Annotated in this window: 21 protein-coding genes, 1 pseudogene and 1 other annotated feature; of the genes and pseudogenes, 13 read left to right on the top strand and 9 right to left on the bottom strand. The window is 59.8% G+C overall.

Going from position 1 to position 18433, the window contains the following annotated elements:
- Positions 1-27 precede the first annotated feature (27 nt).
- The 3 genes from Q1A59_RS14865 (at position 28) to Q1A59_RS14855 (ending at position 3206) form a co-directional block, all read left to right on the top strand.
- On the top strand, positions 28-1107 hold the full coding sequence (locus Q1A59_RS14865) for a dipeptide epimerase (protein ID WP_298405107.1): 1080 nt from the start codon (positions 28-30) through the stop codon (positions 1105-1107).
- A 163-nt stretch (positions 1108-1270) separates the two neighbouring features.
- Positions 1271-1852: an ANTAR domain-containing response regulator gene (locus Q1A59_RS14860; protein ID WP_298405110.1), complete on the top strand. Its 582-nt coding sequence runs from the start codon at positions 1271-1273 to the stop codon at positions 1850-1852.
- A gap of 226 nt (positions 1853-2078) precedes the next feature.
- Positions 2079-3206 (top strand): sugar phosphate nucleotidyltransferase, encoded by a 1128-nt coding sequence (locus Q1A59_RS14855; RefSeq protein WP_299645188.1) that lies wholly within the window; start codon positions 2079-2081, stop codon positions 3204-3206.
- A gap of 23 nt (positions 3207-3229) precedes the next feature.
- Here the strand turns inward: Q1A59_RS14855 and Q1A59_RS14850 are convergent, their stop codons facing one another.
- Both Q1A59_RS14850 and Q1A59_RS14845 read right to left on the bottom strand, forming a co-directional pair.
- Positions 3230-4204: an ATP-binding cassette domain-containing protein gene (locus Q1A59_RS14850; RefSeq protein WP_298482301.1), complete on the bottom strand. Its 975-nt coding sequence runs from the start codon at positions 4202-4204 to the stop codon at positions 3230-3232.
- Positions 4205-4511: 307 nt separating this feature from the next.
- Positions 4512-5567, bottom strand: a complete 1056-nt coding sequence (locus tag Q1A59_RS14845) for a glycosyltransferase family 4 protein (protein ID WP_298405118.1) — start codon at positions 5565-5567, stop codon at positions 4512-4514.
- A gap of 480 nt (positions 5568-6047) precedes the next feature.
- Between Q1A59_RS14845 and Q1A59_RS14840 the strand changes: the two genes are divergently transcribed.
- The 8 genes from Q1A59_RS14840 to Q1A59_RS14805 all read left to right on the top strand — a co-directional run bounded on the left by Q1A59_RS14840 (position 6048) and on the right by Q1A59_RS14805 (position 13840).
- Positions 6048-6836, top strand: a complete 789-nt coding sequence (locus Q1A59_RS14840; RefSeq protein WP_298405121.1) for an ABC-2 family transporter protein — start codon at positions 6048-6050, stop codon at positions 6834-6836.
- Positions 6837-6988: 152 nt separating this feature from the next.
- Positions 6989-7225, top strand: a binding site (T-box leader).
- A gap of 44 nt (positions 7226-7269) precedes the next feature.
- Positions 7270-7839 (top strand): hypothetical protein, encoded by a 570-nt coding sequence (locus Q1A59_RS14835; protein WP_298405124.1) that lies wholly within the window; start codon positions 7270-7272, stop codon positions 7837-7839.
- Between the two features lie 12 nt (positions 7840-7851).
- Positions 7852-9636, top strand: coding sequence for a threonine--tRNA ligase (gene thrS / locus Q1A59_RS14830; RefSeq protein WP_298405126.1), 1785 nt, complete (start codon positions 7852-7854; stop codon positions 9634-9636).
- 155 nt (positions 9637-9791) lie between these two features.
- Positions 9792-10220 carry a YtxH domain-containing protein gene (locus Q1A59_RS14825; RefSeq protein ID WP_298405128.1) on the top strand — a complete coding sequence of 143 codons (429 nt, stop codon included), beginning with the start codon at positions 9792-9794 and terminating at the stop codon, positions 10218-10220.
- Between the two features lie 74 nt (positions 10221-10294).
- Positions 10295-11482 carry a CinA family nicotinamide mononucleotide deamidase-related protein gene (locus Q1A59_RS14820; protein WP_298405130.1) on the top strand — a complete coding sequence of 396 codons (1188 nt, stop codon included), beginning with the start codon at positions 10295-10297 and terminating at the stop codon, positions 11480-11482.
- Positions 11482-12207, top strand: a complete 726-nt coding sequence (locus tag Q1A59_RS14815) for a DUF4013 domain-containing protein (protein ID WP_298405131.1) — start codon at positions 11482-11484, stop codon at positions 12205-12207. The genes Q1A59_RS14820 and Q1A59_RS14815 overlap by 1 nt, the downstream gene beginning before the upstream one ends.
- 375 nt (positions 12208-12582) lie before the next feature.
- Complete coding sequence (locus Q1A59_RS14810) at positions 12583-13245, top strand: DUF4013 domain-containing protein (protein WP_299645187.1); 663 nt, start codon at positions 12583-12585, stop codon at positions 13243-13245.
- A gap of 13 nt (positions 13246-13258) precedes the next feature.
- Positions 13259-13840, top strand: coding sequence for a CDP-alcohol phosphatidyltransferase family protein (locus tag Q1A59_RS14805; RefSeq protein WP_298405137.1), 582 nt, complete (start codon positions 13259-13261; stop codon positions 13838-13840).
- A 24-nt stretch (positions 13841-13864) separates the two neighbouring features.
- On the opposite strand, the gene msrA is transcribed toward Q1A59_RS14805, so the two are convergent.
- Both msrA and pth read right to left on the bottom strand, forming a co-directional pair.
- On the bottom strand, positions 13865-14401 hold the full coding sequence (msrA, locus tag Q1A59_RS14800; protein WP_298405140.1) for a peptide-methionine (S)-S-oxide reductase MsrA: 537 nt from the start codon (positions 14399-14401) through the stop codon (positions 13865-13867).
- A 70-nt stretch (positions 14402-14471) separates the two neighbouring features.
- On the bottom strand, positions 14472-15038 hold the full coding sequence (gene pth, locus Q1A59_RS14795; RefSeq protein ID WP_298405142.1) for an aminoacyl-tRNA hydrolase: 567 nt from the start codon (positions 15036-15038) through the stop codon (positions 14472-14474).
- Between the two features lie 157 nt (positions 15039-15195).
- Here pth and Q1A59_RS14790 point away from each other — a divergent pair, with 157 nt between their 5' ends.
- On the top strand, positions 15196-15993 hold the full coding sequence (locus Q1A59_RS14790) for an aminotransferase class V-fold PLP-dependent enzyme (protein ID WP_298405144.1): 798 nt from the start codon (positions 15196-15198) through the stop codon (positions 15991-15993).
- A gap of 64 nt (positions 15994-16057) precedes the next feature.
- Here Q1A59_RS14790 and Q1A59_RS14785 read toward each other — a convergent pair.
- The 5 genes and pseudogenes from Q1A59_RS14785 to Q1A59_RS14765 form a co-directional block, all read right to left on the bottom strand.
- Positions 16058-16165: pseudogene (locus Q1A59_RS14785) on the bottom strand (IS5/IS1182 family transposase); the annotation flags it as partial.
- 12 nt (positions 16166-16177) lie between these two features.
- Positions 16178-16318: a hypothetical protein gene (locus tag Q1A59_RS14780; protein ID WP_299645186.1), complete on the bottom strand. Its 141-nt coding sequence runs from the start codon at positions 16316-16318 to the stop codon at positions 16178-16180.
- A gap of 39 nt (positions 16319-16357) precedes the next feature.
- Positions 16358-16498, bottom strand: a complete 141-nt coding sequence (locus Q1A59_RS14775) for a hypothetical protein (RefSeq protein ID WP_298405146.1) — start codon at positions 16496-16498, stop codon at positions 16358-16360.
- 437 nt (positions 16499-16935) lie between these two features.
- The gene (locus tag Q1A59_RS14770) at positions 16936-17286 is read right to left on the bottom strand and encodes a hypothetical protein (RefSeq protein ID WP_299645185.1); all 351 of its coding nucleotides are present in this window, start codon (positions 17284-17286) and stop codon (positions 16936-16938) included.
- Positions 17283-17663, bottom strand: a complete 381-nt coding sequence (locus Q1A59_RS14765; RefSeq protein WP_298490560.1) for a phage integrase N-terminal SAM-like domain-containing protein — start codon at positions 17661-17663, stop codon at positions 17283-17285. The genes Q1A59_RS14770 and Q1A59_RS14765 overlap by 4 nt, the downstream gene beginning before the upstream one ends.
- A gap of 284 nt (positions 17664-17947) precedes the next feature.
- On the opposite strand from Q1A59_RS14765, the gene Q1A59_RS14760 reads away from it, so the two are divergent.
- On the top strand, positions 17948-18433 hold a 486-nt coding region (locus Q1A59_RS14760), incomplete at its 3' end, for a hypothetical protein (protein ID WP_299645184.1).

Raw genomic sequence — 18433 nt, 5'->3', positions numbered from 1 at the left:
ATTGATTGACGTTGTTGTGAGCCGCCTATGACAACCACCATCCGAGCTTTGTCGGTGACGCCGCTCGATATTCCGCTGCGCAGTCCGTTTGGTATTGCTGGCGGCGCGCAAGATGTTGCCCGCAATCTATTGGTGACAGTCGAGTTGGCCAATGGGATGTGCGGTTACGGTGAAGCGGCCCCCTTCCCGGCGTTTAATGGCGAGACGCAGACCGGCGCACGGGCGGCGATTGAGACGGTGCGTTCGGCAGTCGAGGGCGCTGACGCGCGCGAATGGCGGGCCATTGCATGCCGGTTGCGTGAGCAGATCGGCGGCTATGGCTCGGCCCGTTGCGCGATCGAGACGGCGGTGCTCGATGCGCTCACTCGCTATTACGGCTTGCCGCTGTACGTCTTCTTTGGCGGCGCTGGGCATACACTCGAAACCGATATGACCATCACCACCGGTACAGTTGAAGCGGCAGCGCTGGCTACGCTCGATATTCTTGATCGAGGTATTCGCCAGATCAAAGTCAAGATCGGCGGCAGCGATTTGAGCCACGACTTAGCCCGCATCACTGCCATCCGCGCGATTGCTCCCGACGTACCGTTGATCCTCGATGGCAACGGCGGCTTGACTGCCGAGGTGATGCTAGAATTGCTCGGCGCGTTACGCTTGCAGCAGATTGTGCCGGCTTTGGTTGAGCAGCCGGTGCCTGCCGATGATTGGGCCGGTATGCGCCAGCTCGTGCAGTGGGGCGGCGCACCAATCGCCGCCGATGAGACAGCCTCAAGCGCGTTGAATGTGTTGCGCATCGCTCACGAGCGAGCGGCGCATGTGATTAACATTAAACTGATGAAGACAGGCGTGGTCGAGGCGCTAGAGATCGCAGCCATTGCCCGCGCTGCCGGCTTGGGGTTGATGATTGGCGGCATGGTTGAGTCGATCCTCGCTATGACGATGTCGGCCCACTTCGCTGCCGGTCTGGGCGGCTTCCGCTTCGTCGATCTTGACACGCCTCTCTTTTTGGCCGAAAACCCGTTTGCGGGCGGTTTTGTGCTGCGGGGTGGAACGATCGACCTTAGCCACATTATCGCCGGCCACGGAGTCGAACCGGCGAACCTGTAACAGGTACGTCTCTACAAATTTTCCCCAGCTTTCATTGTGCAATTCTGCCATAGCATTCACTGCTACCAAAGCGTATACTTAATCTTATATTGACCCATCGCATTGATGCCACCTGCGCGTCGCACCGTTGCGGCGGCGGGTGCTTATTGTTTCGGGAGCACGCATGGTAGCGCGACTCTTGATTGCTGATGATGAATCGTTGATCCGGATGCACCTGCGCGAGACATTGTTTGCGCTTGGTTATGTGATCGTTGGCGAAGCGGCAGACGGGCAGCAAGCGGTGGCAATGGCACGCCAAACGCGGCCTGACTTGGTGTTGCTCGATTATAAAATGCCACATCTTGATGGCCTAGAAGCGGCAACCATCTTGTGCCACGAAGGAATTGCGCCGGTGATCCTGCTCACGGCCTCGACGTCGCGTGAATTGGCCGAACGAGCGCGTATGGCCGGCGTCTTTGGCTATTTGACAAAACCCTTCCGCGATGCCGAATTGATGCCGTTGATCGAAGTGACGCTGGCCCGCTGGCAGGTGTATCAAGCGCGCCGCAGTGAGGTCATCGCATTGCGCGACCGACTCGAAACCCGCAAGGAGATCGAGCAGGCCAAAGGTGTGCTGATGGATTTGCACGGTCTTAGTGAAGCGGAAGCCTTCCGTCGCATTCAGCAATTGGCGATGCGCAATCGCAAGACGATGCGCGAAGTGGCGCAGGCGATTTTGCTCACCCGCCAGTTGGCAGGAGGATAACGTCCATCTCTCGCTAGGGTGTTCGTTTATCGCAGAGGGCGCAGAAGACGTGGAGGAGGGCAGGGTATAAGCGTGCCCGAATCGTTTCCCCCAACTCTTTGCATTCTCGGTGCCTTTGCGTTTAGAACCCCTGCCACCTTTGCGCCTTAACTGCGATTGCAGTTTGGCGGTACATCTACAGGTCATGGTATCCTGAAGCTGGATCGATCCGTCAAGGGAGGAGACCATGCCTGCTGCTCGCCACGCTGTCATTCTGGTTGCCGGCGCCTCTACCCGCACGCGGCCATTGACCGAACATCGCCCTAAGCCGTTGATCCCGCTGCTGGGCAAACCGCTGCTGGCCCATATCCTCGATGAACTGGTTGGGTTGGTAGAGCGGGTGACGCTGGTGGTCGGCTATCGGGCCGATCAGATCATCGCCACGTTCGGCGACTCGTATCGCGGGATGGCGCTGCGCTACGTTCATCAGACTGTGATTAACGGCACGGCTGGCGCATTGCTAGCCGCAGAACCGATTGACGAACCGTTTTTATTGCTCTACGGCGATAATTTGATTGACCGCGCCGATGTTATTGGCGTGAGCCAGCACGGCTATGCCGTTGCCGGATTGCGCGTCGCCGATCCGCGCTCGTTTGGCGTGCTTGATGTCCAAGATGGGCTAGTGTACCGGATTATCGAGAAGCCGGTCAACCCGCCGGCAGATGCGCTCGCCAACCCCGGTATTTACCATTTTGACGAGGCCGTCTTTCCGCTGTTACGCCAGATTATCCCTTCGCCGCGCGGCGAACTCGAATTGACCGATCTGATCGCGTTATTGGCTAATCACCATCCGGTCGCCTGCCACATCTGCACCGGCCACTGGATCCCGGTCGGTACGCCGTGGGAAGCTTTACTGGCAGCGCGGTTTTTGCTGGCGCGACTGGCGCAATCGCAGATTGCGCGCACTGCGCAGATTGACCCAGCGGCTGCTATCGAAGGGGTGGTAGTGATTGGCGAGGGTGCGGTAATCGGTCCACAAGCGAAGATTATTGGGCCAGCCGTGATTGGCCCACGGGTGGTCGTTGGGTCGGGGACATTGATCATTGCTTCGGCAATTGAAGCCGGGGCAACAATCGGTAGTGGAGCAATGATAGGCGGATCAGTGATCGGCAGTGGGGTGATGGTTGGCGCTGGCGCGATGATCAGCCATTCGTGGCTTGACGACCGGGCGCAAATTGGGCCGCATGTGGTGCTTGCCGCAACCGAAGATACGAGTATCCAACCGGTCGCGGTGGTCAATGGCATGTTGACCTTGACCGACATGCGAACCCGTGGCGCAATTGTCGCCGCTGGGGAGGTGGTTACGTCTGGGTAGGAGGGACGGTGCCTGCCTCGCCGCTACACCGGTTGGTCAAAGACCTCGCCAATGATCGCTTCGATCGGCGGCTCGGCGATGTTGACATCGGCTACCGGCAACTCGGCTAGCAGGCGCGCGCCGGTGCGGGTGGTTTCGTGGCGGGCAACCTTCAATTCGACCTCAAGCCCGTCAGCGCGCTGCACCTCGCCGTAGCGAGCCAACGTCTCAACCGGCACTGGCTCGCTCAACACGAGATGAATGATCTTGTGCGGCGCGACCTGCTCAACCATGCTCTGCAAGTTGCCATCGTAGAGCAAGCGTCCATGATTAATTACAATCACCCGCCGGCAGAGCGCGGTTACGTCGGCCATATAGTGGCTGGTCAGCAGCACCGTCGCGCCGTAGCGCCGGTTATATTCGGCAACAAACTCGCGCACACGGGCCTGCATCGTCACATCGAGACCAATGGTCGGCTCGTCGAGGAAGAGCACCTTGGGACGATGGAGCAGGGCTGCCGCCAATTCGCACTTCATCCGCTCACCCAAACTCAGCTTGCGCACCTGCTTATTGAGCAGATCACCGAGTTCGAGTAGCTCGACCAGCTCATGAAGCGTGTGCCGGTAGTCGTCAGCGGGTACCTCGAAGATCACCCGATTGACTTCAAACGTTTCGATCGCCGGCAGATCCCACAGCAATTGCTGCTTTTGCCCCATCACTAGCGTAATCTGCTTGAGAAACGCGGTCTGGCGGTCAAAGGGCGTAAACCCCAGCACCCGCACTTCGCCGGCAGTAGGATGGAGCAGGCCGGCCAGCACCTTCAGCGTCGTGGTTTTGCCGGCGCCGTTGGGGCCAAGAAACCCGACCATCTCGCCGGGGGCGATAGTGAAATCAATTCCATCGACGGCCTTCACCGTCTCGTAACGCCGGCGCACGAATGCACGTAGCGAGCCGGCGAGTCCGGCCTCTTTGCGATGGACTTGGTAATATTTGCGCAGGCCACGTACTTCAATCGACATAGGGTTCGTTCTCGCTGAACGCAGGGGCGCTCACAGCTTGCGTTGCTAGGAAGATTGTACTACTCCTGATGATTGTGAGAGGGAATGCCAGTTTCGGCTAGGGTGTCCTGTTGTGGTGTGCCGATAGCGACGCAGCCATCGCCCGCGCTGTCATTGCGAGCCGCCAGAGGCGGCGCAGTCATCTCCCCCGCGCACGAGAGCGATGCCGGCACGCACCTATTCCCGCTAGAGCGGGAGATTGCGTCGGTCGGACGGCACCCAGCGTGGCTGGGTACCGCCATTCCCTCACAATGACAGGAAAAGTCATTCACCATCCCCGCGTCACTTCCAAAAACCGTTCTGCTACCCGCATCCAGTCGAAGCGGGCGACATACTCGCGGCCAAACGCGCCATATCGCTGGCGGAGGGCTGGATCGGCCAGCAGGGTGGTCAATGCCGCAGCTAAGGCCGGCACATCGCCGGGTGGCACCAAAAGGCCCGCCTCACCGTGGGGCACCACTTCGGGAATCGCGGCGGCGGTAGTCGCGACGACCGGCAAACCGGCGGCCATCGCTTCAAGAAAGACGATGCCAAACCCCTCTTGCACGCTGGGCAGGCAGAAGAGATCGGCACGGTAGTAGCACGCCTTCACCTCATCATCGTCGGGTACCGCGCCGAGCAACTGGCAGGCCGATCCCAGCTTCAATTCAGCGGCCAGCGCGCGCAGGTTGTTGTGTTCTGGCCCATCGCCAATAATCACCAGTTCGGCGGCAGGCAGGCGTTGCCGCACCTGCGCAAAGGCGCGGATCAGGTCGGCAATGTGTTTGCGCGGGTATTGGCGAGCTACGCACAAAATAGTCTGGCCGGCGCCACGAGGTGACGGCGGCGGCCACGCCGCCAGATCGATTCCTTCCGGCACCAGCCGGATGCGTTCTGCCGGCACGCCGTAGTGGTGCTGGATGCTACGCCGGCAATAGTCGCTGGTAGTGATGACCAACGACGCGCGGCGGGTATTGATCCGCTCGAGCCGCGAGAGCAGCCAGAGCAGGCGGCGCACATTGCCGCGTTCGTGTTGCAGCTCTTCGGCAATCACCCCCTTGACACTGCACACATACGGCGTGGTGACGCGCCCCGCCACCAATACGCCGTCAATGTCCACGCCAACAATGAGGTCGTAGGGCAACGCGCGCAGGAGCGCAGGAACGTACAGATTAAACAAGAGCCGGCGCAGGGTGAGATGCGACGGCCATGCCACCGGCGGGGCAATCCGGGCCACGTGATGGCCATGGGCGCGGAGAGCGCGACCCAAGCCGCCGATCGCAGCGGCGGTGCCGCTACCTTCGGCTACCTGCTGGAGCCACGAGTCGAGAAACGCGATGCGCATGGGGTCTCCGAATGCAATAGCGATACCGTTTCTATCATAATCCAAAGTGGGAAAGTTGTCTGATACAATACTGCCACTGGGATGCTTTCACCCTTCCCAACCGCCCCTGTTAGAGGTTGAGGAGCGAACAGAACGTATGATCTAGTACAGCCGCTTACCGTTGTGCAGGAAACCCGGCCCGGCAGGACCGGGCTAGGCCATGAAGCCCGCTACGCGGGCTGATAGCCTGCATCCTCAGGCCCCTCTTCCGCTTCACAGCAAGAGAGGGGTGACGCCAGTGTGGGAGCGGAATACAGCGGCCTCTTTCCCATTGGCACGGGAGAGGGGCTGGGGGTAAGGGTGAACTGGCACATCTCAAAAGCCATCGGCTACAGATGCTGATGTGTGCTGGCTGTCCTTAAAACACTGGAGAGAAGTTGGGATCATCCTCGATAACATAAATGAAGTGCAGATCGCTCTTACGTTGACAGCGACAATCCTATGCCAGCTAAATTCGCCGTCTTGATACGCGCGGCATGGGCCGATGCCCTCGCCTACCGCGCCCAACTTTTCATCTGGGTTATCACCGGTATGCTACCGCTGATCATGCTAGCCGTCTGGCGCACGTTAGCTGGCAATGGCGTGATCGGCGGCTACGCCAGCGACGATTTTGTCGCCTATTTTGTCGGTGCGCTCTGTATTCGCCAACTGACTGGGGTCTGGATCATCTGGGATATGGAGCGCGACATCCGCTTGGGTGAGCTGTCACCGCACCTGTTGCGACCGGTGCATCCACTCTGGCGTTATCTAGCCATGGCACTGGCCGACAAACCGCTGCGCCTGATCATGGTCGCACCAATCGCGCTGATCGCCGCCCTGATCGCTCCCGGCGCCATCCCCCAGCCCGATCCGCTTAGTTGGGCCGTCTTGCCGCTAACGATCGCGCTGGCGTTTACGGTCTACTTCCTCAACCAGTGCTGTATCGGCGCGCTCAGTTTTTGGTGGACGCAGGTGTTGGCGTTGCAAGATTTTTGGTTTGGGGTTTATGCCTTTAGCAGCGGTTATCTCATTCCGCTCGACCTGTTGCCGCCGCCGGTGACAGCAGTACTGGCGTGGCTGCCATTCCGCGCTATGCTGGCCTTCCCGCTGGAACTCCTGCTGGGTCGGCTCGAACCGGCGGCGATCGCGTGGGGGATTGCCCACCAGATCGGGTGGGCAGTGCTGTTGGGGTTGTTGCTGGGCTGGCTGTGGCGCGAGGGGGTATCTCGCTACAGCGCGGTAGGGGCATAACTGCTAGGCTGTGGCGCACCGGCGGTGAAGAGCCACGAAAAGACCCAACACGCACAAGGAGGAGGTTCTTTTTCGCGTCGTTTACGTCTTCTTGCGGCTATTCCTCCTTGACGCGCCGCGTGCTTCGCGCTACCATGTCAATTGGTTAGATAATCAAAGCGCCGACGAGGACGAGTAACCCGGTTCCGGCCACAGGGAGGGCGCGCCGTGACTGAGAGCGCGTCTGGTGACGGGCCCGGTGAAAACCCCCTCCGAGCGGCTCCCGGAACGCTGCATGCTAGTATGGGAGCACGGGATTCGCCCGTTATCGCGAACAATGAGGCGCAACGCTGTCGTTTGGCGTTGCGTAAACACAGGGTGGAACCACGAAGCAGCTCTTCGTCCCCGTGCGGGCGGAGAGCTGTTGACATTATGAGATCTGCAAGGAGTTTCTATGCGTTCTTCCGCGCGCCGGTTGCCGGCGCGACGCCGTGAGTCAAGCGGGTGCGCCGGCCAGTTGGCTCGCCTTGGCGTGGGTCTATTGGTGATTGCCGCCCTCTTCTTATGGCTGGCCCGCCCACAGCTCAGCGCGGCTCTTGGTCGTAGCATCGCCGACCTGCTCGCGCCACCCGTTCCGACGACCGGTGCGCCGCTACCCGAATTGATCGCTGCGTTGCCCGCCGGTGAAATGACGGTCAGCGAAGCCGAGATCAACGGCTATCTGGCCGGGATCGACGCGGTGTTACCGGTTGAAGCTGCTAGTGTGCGGTTGGTTGCCGATCGCGCCATCATAACCGTGCGCGCGTATGGTATGACCAGCGTGGCTAGCACAGGCCTGACGGTGCGCGATGGCCGGGTGGTGGCGGTCGATCCGCAGATCGAGGGGCCGCTGGCGGCGCTGGTTTCGGCAAGCGATCTCACGGTTGCGCTTAACGAGCGGCTCAATGCCGAGTTACTCCGGCAGGGCCGCCAGATTGTCGCCGCTCGGATTGATGATAGGATGCTGACGATTGTGTTGAGGTAAAGGAGTCCCGCTATGCCGGTTGATCCCAAGAGCGATCCGTATTACCGTCTGCGCCACTCGCTGGCCCACGTCATGGCGCAGGCTGTACTTGAAATCTTTCCTGATGGTAAAGTGGCGATCGGGCCGCCGATTGAGAATGGCTTTTACTACGACTTTGACTTGCCCCGCCCGCTGACGCCCGAGGATCTGACCGAGATCGAGCAGCGGATGAAGCGGATTATTGCCGGGAATCATCCTTTTATTTACCGCGAGGTGAGCGCCGAAGAGGCCCGCCAGCTCTTTGCCAACCAGCCTTACAAGCTTGAATTGATTGAAGGGTTGGCGAAGGGATTGGACGAATACGGCGAGACCCACCACGGCGATACGGTTATCTCGACCTATCGCCAAGACACGTTCGAGGATCTCTGCCGCGGGCCGCACCTCAACCATACCGGCGAGATCAATCCCGAAGCATTTAAGCTGATGAGTATTGCCGGCGCGTATTGGCGCGGCGATGAGAAGAATCGCCAGTTGCAGCGCATTTATGGCACTGGTTGGAATACTAAAGAAGAGCTGGAAGCCTATCTGCACCAGTTGGAAGAGGCGCGCAAGCGCGACCATCGCCGTCTGGGCAAGGAATTGGGCCTGTTCTTCTTCTCTGACGACATTGGCCCCGGCCTGCCAATCTTTACGCCCAAAGGCGAAATTATCCGGCACGAGATGGAGAAGTTCGTGCGTGAGGTGCAAACCCGTTACGGCTATCAGCACGTCTGGACGGGCAATGTGGTGAAGGAACAGCTTTACCGCAAGTCGGGCCACTACGACAACTATCGCGACAGCATGTTCCCGCCGATGGTCGAGAGCGAGGATCTGGTCTTCCGGCTAAAGCCGATGAACTGCCCTAGCCACATGACGCTCTACAACCAGCTTGGCGTGATTAGCTATCGTGATCTGCCGCTGCGCTTCGCCGAGTTTGCCACGCTCTATCGCTACGAAGATAGCGGCGCGTTGAGCGGCCTGACGCGGGTGCGGGCCTTGACCCAAGACGATTGCCATATCTTTTGCCGGCCAGACCAGATTCAAGAAGAGTTTAGCCTTGCCCTGCAAGTGATCCGCGAGGTGTTGGGAACCTACAAGTTCACCGATTACAAGGTGCGCTTATCGCTGCGTGGCAACGAGGGCAAGTATGTGCAAGACGACGAAAAGTGGGAGCAGGCGACGGCTGCCTTGCGCGCGGCGCTGGAAGCCAATGGCGTCGAGTATTTTGAGGCCGAGGGTGAAGCGGCCTTCTACGGCCCGAAAGCCGACTTCTTGGCCCGCGATGTGCTGGGGCGCGAGTGGCAATTGAGCACGATTCAAGTCGATTTCATCCAGCCGGCCCGCTTAGGCTGCGAGTACATCGGCGAAGACGACAAACCGCACACACCGGTCGTCTTGCACCGCGCCGTCACCGGTACCACCGAGCGGTTTATGGGGGTCTTGATCGAGCATTACGGCGGCGCGTTCCCGCTCTGGTTGGCCCCGGTGCAGGCGGTGGTCATCCCGATTACCGACAAGCAGATGGAGTATGCGCGCAACGTGCGCCAACGCCTCTTTGCTGCCGGCTTACGGGTGGAGCTTGACGATAATCGCGACCGCATGCAAGGGAAGATCCGGCGGGCACAGTTGCAGAAGATACCTTATATGCTTATAATCGGCGCCAGAGAGGAAGCTGCTGATGCTGTCGCCGTTCGCACCCGCGCCGGTGAAGATCTTGGCGCAATGCCAGTTGAGACCTTCTTGGCCCGCGCCTTGGAAGAGATCCGCACCCGCAGTTAGGTTTCGGTAGTGGCGATAGCGAACAAGCGAGTGATGCTCCCTCTCCCCGCGCACAGGGAGAGGGATGCAGTGGGGAGCGAGCGATGCGCAAGTGGTTTAGAGCACCCGCTTCACCGACAGGCTCTACCCATCCTGACAAATTGAGGAGCACGCCGATGACCGTTGAGAATGACGCGATCGCCGAGGTCGCGCGCCGCTTTGCCGAGTCGATCCACGCCGAACGGGCCGCCACGCTTGATGCGTTAGCAGCCGAGCGCGAAGCCGCCCAACGCCTCTTGGCCGCGTTGCGCCGCGAACATGAACGCCAAACTGCTTCGGCCACCGCTGCGTTTATTGCCGGGTTGCTCATCGGCGCTGCCGTCGGGGTCACAGCAGTGGCGTTGCTCAACCCGCGTTCGGGTCGCGACATTCGCCAGACGCTCGCGGCCCGCGCCAGCGTCACCCGCCAGTCATTCATTGAACGGCTGCGCGCCGCAATCGCGGCCGGCCAGCGTGCCGCCGCCGAACGCGAACAAGAGCTGTGGCGCGAGTATCGCAAACGAATAAGCGAACCGCCATCGTCCGATCCATCAACGACACCATAAGGGCGCCGCATGCGTCGCCCTAACATCGCGCTCCAGCGTAAGGGCGATACATGCGTCGCCCCATGAGGAAATCTATGGACGCCGAAATCATCGCGATCGGCTCAGAATTGCTGCTAGGCGTAACGATCGACACCAACAGCGCCTACCTTGCCCGCCAACTGGCTGCCGCCGGCGTGAATGTCTACCGCAAGACGGTCGTCGGCGATAACGCCAAGCGGATCGAGCAGGCGGTGCGTGAGGCGCTTGACCGGGCCAATCTGGTCATCTGTACCGGCGGGCTTGGCCCGACCCTCGATGACGTGACCCGCGAAGCGGTGGCGGCGGCGTTCGATCGCCCGCTTGAGTTTCGCCCCGAATTGCTCGACCAGATTGCGGCTCGCTTTGCCGCTATGAACCGCCCGATGAGCGAGAGCAATCGCCGGCAGGCATACGTGCCGGCAGGCGCGCGCGTGATCCCCAATCCGCGCGGCACCGCTCCCGCTTTTCTAGTCGAAGACGCGCGCGGCACGGTCATCGTATTGCCCGGCGTGCCAAGCGAAATGCGCTATCTGTTCGAGACGGCAGTCATTCCTTATTTGCGGGAGGAACGCGGCATCACCACCGTGATCCTCGTGCGCACCCTCCACGCGGTTGGCTTAGGCGAGAGTGTGATTGGCGAACGCATCGCCGATCTCATGCAACAGGCTAATCCGACCGTCGGTATTTCGGCCAAGCGGGCGCGCTACGAGTTGCGCATCGGCGCCCGCGCCGAGAGCCAAGCCGCAGCCGAAGCGATGATCACCCAGACCGAGGCGATCATCCGCGAGCGCCTCGGCCAATATTTGCTCGGCGACGAAGAGTTGCCGGCGGTGGTGGCCCGCTTGTTGCGCGAACGAAACCTCACCCTGTCACTGTACGAAGGGATCATTCAAGCGCCGGTATTGCATGCGCTGCTGGCTGCGCCAGATATCGAACAGCGCCTGCGCGGCGTTGAAATCCATCCGCTTGACCGGCCAGCCGACGAGCAGGCAGCGTCAGATTTGGCTGCCGCTGGCGCATCTACCGTGGCTGACCATTGGCAGAGCGATCTGGCGTTAGGTGTGCAACCAGCCAGCATCGCCAATGAACAGGGTTTTACTGCGGTAGGCTTTGCGTTGGTGACGCCAAACGGCGAACGGCGCTTAACCCGCCCCTTTGACCTGCGCTCAGCCGAGGGCCGCGAGTTTATCGGCACGGCGGCGCTCGACTTGCTGCGCCGCTATCTGGCCGGGGAGCCGGAGTAGTGTACGCGCCGTTGCCTTCACCTACCACATTACCGGCTGCCGTGGCGCTAATCTGGCGCGATCCGGCGTGGTGGCACAAATGCTTGCTCCACGGCGCCTTGGCAATGACGATTATCGGCTTGCCGCTGGCCACCGGCTTTATTATGGAGAGCTACGACAATACCCGGCGCGGGTTCCCCATTCCGTTGCCGCCGTGGCGTGATTGGACGCTGCGCGCGCTGACCGGGATTTTCGCCTTGTTGATCGATCTGGCGTTCTTTCTGTTGCCGCTGATGGTTGGCGGGCTGGTGCTCGGTTGCAGCGGTTTGGCGCTCGTGTTGGCAGCGCAGACCGCGCTGCTTAAGCCGATCATCTCCGGTATGGTGGCGCTGATAGGATTGGTCTGGCTGTTCTTTTTGCTGATCGGCGTTGCGCCGGTTGGCCGGCTCATCTTCGCCGAAGAGGGCCAGATCGAGCACGCCCTCAGCATCGAGACGGTGCGGCGCGCGTTGCAGCCGCCCTATCGGGCACACTTTTGGCGCGCGCGCTTGGCCAGTCTGGCAGCGTATCTGCCGGCAGGGTTGATCGCAGCCTTCACTGGTTGGTTGATCACGAACAATGCTCCGCTTCTGCTCATCATCCTTGCTGGCTGGCTCTTGTGCAGCGTCGGCATCTTCGCCCAACTGGTTGGCGTGCAATTGTACGTTGCCGCCGAACGGCAGGCGCAACGAGAATTGTGCGCGTAGCTGGCTTGGTTGTGGTACAGTAAGGTTGTTGTGCGAACACAGTGGTTACACTCTTCCTCACGCTGAAACGGGAGAGTGCTGCGGCGCTGCTCCTCTCGCAATGACAAATGAACCAATGTCATTGCGAGCCGGGCGGAGTGCGGCGCAGCAATCCCCCGCGAGTGCAGGAGGGGCGCCTGAACAGAGGATTACTGCGGGCACTGTGCGCCCTCGCAATGATAAAGGGGACTGAGCTCGCTACCATGACAAGAGGTTGCGTGTCTGCACACTGGCAGAGGGGTTTGCGTCCTTGTGAAGGGTGGTGACGCAAGCCTTAGTTGTTAATAGAGCATTCCTCATACGCGCACTGCGCGATAACGACACCGGAGCGCCTGCATGAATCTAACCCGCGCCTTCAGCTTTGTGTTCGATGACCCTGATTGGTGGCAAGTGGTCGTCGTCGTCGGCCTGTTGCAACTGGTGCCAATCATCGGCCAGATTGCCGCCTTGGGTTGTATCTTGTACACAGCCCGCGCCGTCGCTAGGGGGAGCGATCGCCCGCTGCCGCGCCTCAACCAGTTCGGCGCTGTCTTCAGCGAAGGCTTGTACGGCGCATTCATCTCTATCGTCTACTACCTGCCAATGGTTGTGATCATATGTCTCTTTGCGTGTCTGATCGTGGCAGTGGTGGTCGCAACGGGCAATAACGAACCGCCGATCGGGATGTTGATCGGTTTGGCACTTTGCCTGAATCTCCTGCTGGTGCCGTTGGCGCTAATTACCCAACTGTTGCTGATCGTGGGCAGCGGTCGCTACGTGCAGACCGGCTCTGCCGGGGCGGCATTACAATTGGGCGAGGTGGTTGCGTTGCTGCGGCGCAATCCGGCTGAGTGGCTAGTGCTGTGGCTGCTCTCGATCTTGTGCAATTTCGTCGCCGGCCTTGGCGCAATTGTCGTGTTCTTTGGTGTCTTATTCACAACCGCCTACGCTGCGCTCGTCTTTGGTCACCTACTCTGGCAAACCGTTCGCCAAGTTTCATCACCACCGTCGCTGATGTAAGCGGGAGAACGCTATGGCGCTCCGTGACCTGATCGAACCGCGAGAACTCCTCTATCCCTCTAATCTGCTCACCATCAGCCGGTTGCTACTCTTGCCGGCGACGATCTACTACATGCAGCGCACCGATCGGCGCAAACGGGCATTGCTATTGCTCACAATAACGATGATTACTGATGCGCTTGATGGGCCGATTGCCCGCCGCCGGGGCGAGGTCTCGAAGCTAGGCCAGATCCTCGATCCAATTGCGGATAAGGCGCTGATTGACTCGGCAGCGGTGATGCTATCGCGCACTCGCGGTTTTCCGTGGTGGGCAACCGGGTTGCTCATCTTTCGCGATGTTGGGATTCTGCTGGCCGGGTTGATCGTGCTGCGCCGGAAAGCACAGATCACTACTGCCGAAAGCAGCGGGAAGCTCACGACGCTAGCAATGACGATTGTCGCCCTGCTCTACCTTGCCGGCGGCCCGCGTTGGGGCAAACCAGCGCTCTACGCGGCATTGGTGCCGTTTAGCTTGTCGTTTGTGCAGTATGGCTGGCGTTTTATCCAGATTATGCGCGACGATCAGAGCAATGCAGAACGCAAAGACGCAATGTAACCGATTGCGCCTTTGCGTGTGCCGCTAGCGCGCCACCTTCGTGGCGAACAGCTTGTGGAACTTGGCCACTTTGGGTGCAACCACAAATTGGCAGTAGGGCTGGTAGGGGTTGCGCGCAAAGTACTCTTGGTGATAATCCTCGGCAGGGTAGAAGGTGGTAGCCGGTACGATCTCGGTCACAATCGGGTTGCGAAACACCTGCTGCTCGCTTAATTCACGCACCAATTGCTCGGCAATCTGCCGCTGCTCGTCCGAATGGTAGAAGATCGCCGAACGGTACTGGGTGCCGACATCAGCCCCTTGCCGGTTGAGCGTGGTTGGGTCGTGAATGCTGAAAAAGATTTCCAGTAGTTCGCGATAGCTAATTTGGCTAGGGTCAAAGCGGATTTGCACCGCTTCAGCGTGGCCGGTGTCGCCATCGCACACCTGCCGGTAGGTCGGGTTGTGGACGTGGCCGCCAGTGTAGCCTGAGACCACATCTTGCACACCGATCACCTGATCGTAGACTGCTTCGAGGCACCAGAAGCAACCGCCAGCCAGCGTGGCCGTTTCGAGAGGCATACTAGTCTCCTTCTAGTGAAATGTGCTACTCTCTTTGTAGTCTACCTCAGGTTGGCAGTCAGCGGGAGGATCACAACGGATTATACCGGTTCATCGCCGTGATCAAGCCCTCGCCCAGTACGACTTCGACCGCATCAGCGATCCGTGCTAACAGATCAGGTAGCACCGCCTCTTCTTCCGGCGTAAACCGGCTCAACACGTAATCGGCGGCGTCCATCTTGCCCGGCGGCTGGCCAATGCCTACCCGCAGCCGCGGGAATTCAGTCGTACCCAGTTGGCCGACGATTGAGCGCATGCCGTTGTGGGTGCCGGCGCTGCCCCGCTCGCGCAGACGCAGTTTGGCGAACGGTAAATCGAGATCGTCATAGATCACCAGCAGTTCGCGCGCCGGATCGATCTTGTACCAGTTGCGCAACGCCGACACTGCTTGCCCACTCAGATTCATGTAGGTCTGCGGTTTGACCAATGCTACCCGCTGCCCGCGAATGTTGCCTTCGGCAATCTCGCTGTTGGCGCGCTGGTTGCGAAATGCTAGCCCATAGCGTTCGGCCAGCGTTTCGACGCTGCGAAAGCCGATATTATGCCGGGTTCGCGCGTACCGTTCGCCCGGATTGCCCAACCCAACAATCAACCACATAGAATATCCCTCATGTACGGGTACAGTGTGCTGTGCCCCTTCAGGTTCCCGCCGTCGCGCCATGGTAGAAGCGGTTGCGTTGCTCGTCAAACCGCTTGACGAAATGCCGTTTCCGGCGAACATGGCTGCAATTGCATCGAATTGGTAAGGATGTGATATGGCTGCTCCGACCCTCTCGCTACCGTTGCCTGCTCTCGCCGAGCAGTTTTTGCTCCGGCGCGATATGACCTTTCTCAACCATGGCAGTTTTGGCGCCTGCCCACGTCCGGTGTTCGATACCTTCCAACAATGGCAACGCACCCTCGAATCCCAGCCGGTCGAGTTTCTCGGTCGCCGCTTGCCCGACCTGCTGCGCCAAGCGCGCGCGCAGTTAGCGACATTCGTTGGCGCGCTGGCGGATGATCTGGTCTTTGTGCCGAATGTGACCTACGCGCTCAATATCGTTGCCCGCTCAATCGCGTTGCAACCGGGGGATGAGGTGTTGGGCATCACTCATGAGTATGGCGCGATCGAACGCACATGGCGCTATGTGTGTCTGCAACGCGGCGCGACCTACGTCAACCAGCCGGTTGAGCTGCCGGTGGCGACGTATGATGAGATTGTCGAACAGATTTGGCGCGGCGTGACACCGCGCACCCGTGTAATCTTGCTCAGCCATATCACCTCGCCGACCGCATTGGTTATGCCGGTGGCCGAAATCTGCCGGCGGGCGCGCGCTGCCGGCATCCTCAGTGTGATTGATGGTGCGCATGCTCCCGGCCAGATCGATCTCAATCTCGCTGAGCTAGGGGCCTGTTATGTACATTCGAGCATAAAGGTAATGAACCGTTTCAGCATGAGCATCGCAAAGGCCAGAACATGCAATCCCGCCAAGGTCTCCGGCAACCGCTCATCATCGCATGCCAGCCGGCAGACGCGCGCCATCGCTTCGACGCTTCGCCTAGCGAAGCGCTGAGCCAAGCGAAGACTCTCTCAACGACCTAGCGGTGCGGCAGCGGTGCGCTGAGCGCATCGAAGCGCAGCACGAAGCCCCGTTTGGCTTCCGACCTTTTGACGACCGCCAGCCGGATGCCGTGGGCGTCGGCCGCCGGTTGTTCCCCTGTATAGCTTTGGTCGACGAACGCCACGCTTCGACAGGCTCAGCGCGCCGCTTCAACCGACTCGCCGGTGGCAGATACGCCCCCAGAAAGACCATTGCGCGCGCCAATCCGGCGCTGAGCTGCCCCCAGATGCCCAACCGCTCGTCCAGAGGATACCACCCTAGCACTTGTGCGGATCATAGTAGTATACCCGTTCGTAGGTGATCGTTCCCAAGCGGGTCACGATCGCCCCCGTTCCTTTAGGTGCAGCCGCTTACCGATTTCGGGATTGACCCGTATCTCGGCGTTCCGTCGTTCTTCCTGCTGTTCGAGCAGTGTGCGCATCAGAACTTGGCCAATCCGCTGGTGCGCCTCCAGCACGCAGTCCTCAATATCCGTCAGAGTCGCACCTTCGGCCTGATTTCCCCGTTCCAACAGGGCAGCAATCTCGGCGTCGGTCTCTTCACGAATCGCTTAGATGAGTCTGTCGTTTGTCATGCCCTATATGTTGCCCCTCTAGAGAAATGTACCCCGACCGATTGTTTGTCTTCGGCGACCCTTCCGCCCATTGATCGAATGCGTGCTGTCCTGCGGAGCGGCGTCCGGCTTGAGCTAGTTGATGTTGAACTGGTCAATCGGCGTAACCGCGCAAAATCGGTGCGCTCGCTTTGCCGCGCTTGGTCTTGCCGACGCCGTCGCCTCCTCTTGGCCGGCACGTTTGTGCCAGCTATGAAGCATTCGGACAGGTCGATCCGAGCGCGGGCATATAGGTCTTCGGCGAGGACATCGAGAGTCTGGATACACACGTCGGCTTTTCCCTAGGCTTGGAGGTACCGATGGTGGGTTGAGCCGAGCGGGTATCGGCTCGGCATATCGGCCCAAGCCGTGCCGGTACGCATGACCCATTGGGCCACCTGACGGATGGCCTTTTGCAGGCCACGCTCGCCTGGGTGATGGCGGCGCACAACGCCGCTGTGCGAGGTCACCGACAGCCGGTCTGAGAGAAAGACATCGGGCCAAGTCCACTCCCGGTTGGCATACGGGTACGTGTGCTCCAAGGCATAGGGGAGGGAACCGGCACCGTAGCCTTTGGCTAGGCCCTCCTCGTGCCGGTGCTCCTGAAGCGGTGCGACGAGGCTGTTGGGCACCATGGTCACTCGGTCGTTCATACCCGTACCGTCACGCACCATGATCGTCGAGCGAAGTCGAGGTCCTTGACACGCAGCCGCAGGCGCTCCATCAGGCGCAGGCCGGAGCCGTAGCGGCGTTGCACCATCAGTCGGTGGGTGTCTGAGAGGTGGTCGAGGACGCGGCGCACTTCCTCGTTGACGAGGACGGCGGGCAGGCGTTTGGGCTTCGTGGCGTGCAGGGCGGCAATCGGGCCTCGGCTCCTTTTCAGCGCCTCGCGGGAGAGGAACAGAAAAGCGCTGAGGGCTTGATATCGAGTGGAGGCGGCGACAGTCGCTTTGCCTGCCAGATGGGTGAGGAATGCTTTGACGTTGGGCGTCCCCATCTCGTGAGGGTGGCGTTTGCCATGGAACAGGATAAAGCGCCGGATTCAGTCCACGGAGGCGGTTTCGGTGCGGATGGAGTCGTGGTGACGGCGCAGGGTATCGCGGACTTGGTCGAGCAGGTTCTAGGGAATTGGTTCCATTGGTGTTCCTCCGATGGGATTGACACCCTTCGGTTTTTGTCCTACCATCTTAGCGAGCTAGGTGTCTCGAAATTGCCAGCCAACACGCGCTTCCACCTGACGCCGCTCCGCTGTGCTTCTCGGCACTGGTGAAGCGCAGGCTGTTGGGCGTCATCACTGCCGACGGAGACAATGCTATGGAAAAAGAACCGCGTAATTCCATCTCAATGATCGGCATTGGTATTGGCATTGGTGCGGTCACAATGCTGATACTCAATCTAGTTGGCGCTCGCGTAACGGGGCTTAATCTTGGCGTTGTGGAAGTAGGGTTTCCTACACACGAAGTTTCTGTTCAACAAAACCCAACACAGGCACTCGGTCAAGTGGTTGTGGTTATTACTGCTACACCATATCCTACTTTGCCTGCTACAGTTGCTGTTATCCAGCCTGTGTCTCGTGTTCAATTGGTGGCATCTGATGTTACAGGCGGAGCAACAAGAAAAACTTACAATCTTACATTGGCTTCAGATGAAGTAATTGTTGGGAATGCCTACGACTTTCAAGACAAAGGATATACTTGTGTAGTTTTTATGATAAGGGGGCTAGGTACATTCAAGTTTGCAGTTCTTGACGGTGCTTGGTATAGATACTCTGGCATTGAGAATGATGCACAGGCAGAAGAG

This window comes from uncultured Chloroflexus sp., from assembly GCF_937951745.1.
Lineage (GTDB): Bacteria > Chloroflexota > Chloroflexia > Chloroflexales > Chloroflexaceae > Chloroflexus.
The sequence above is the reverse complement of the archived record's forward strand: the minus strand, read 5'-3'. Positions and strand labels throughout refer to the sequence as shown.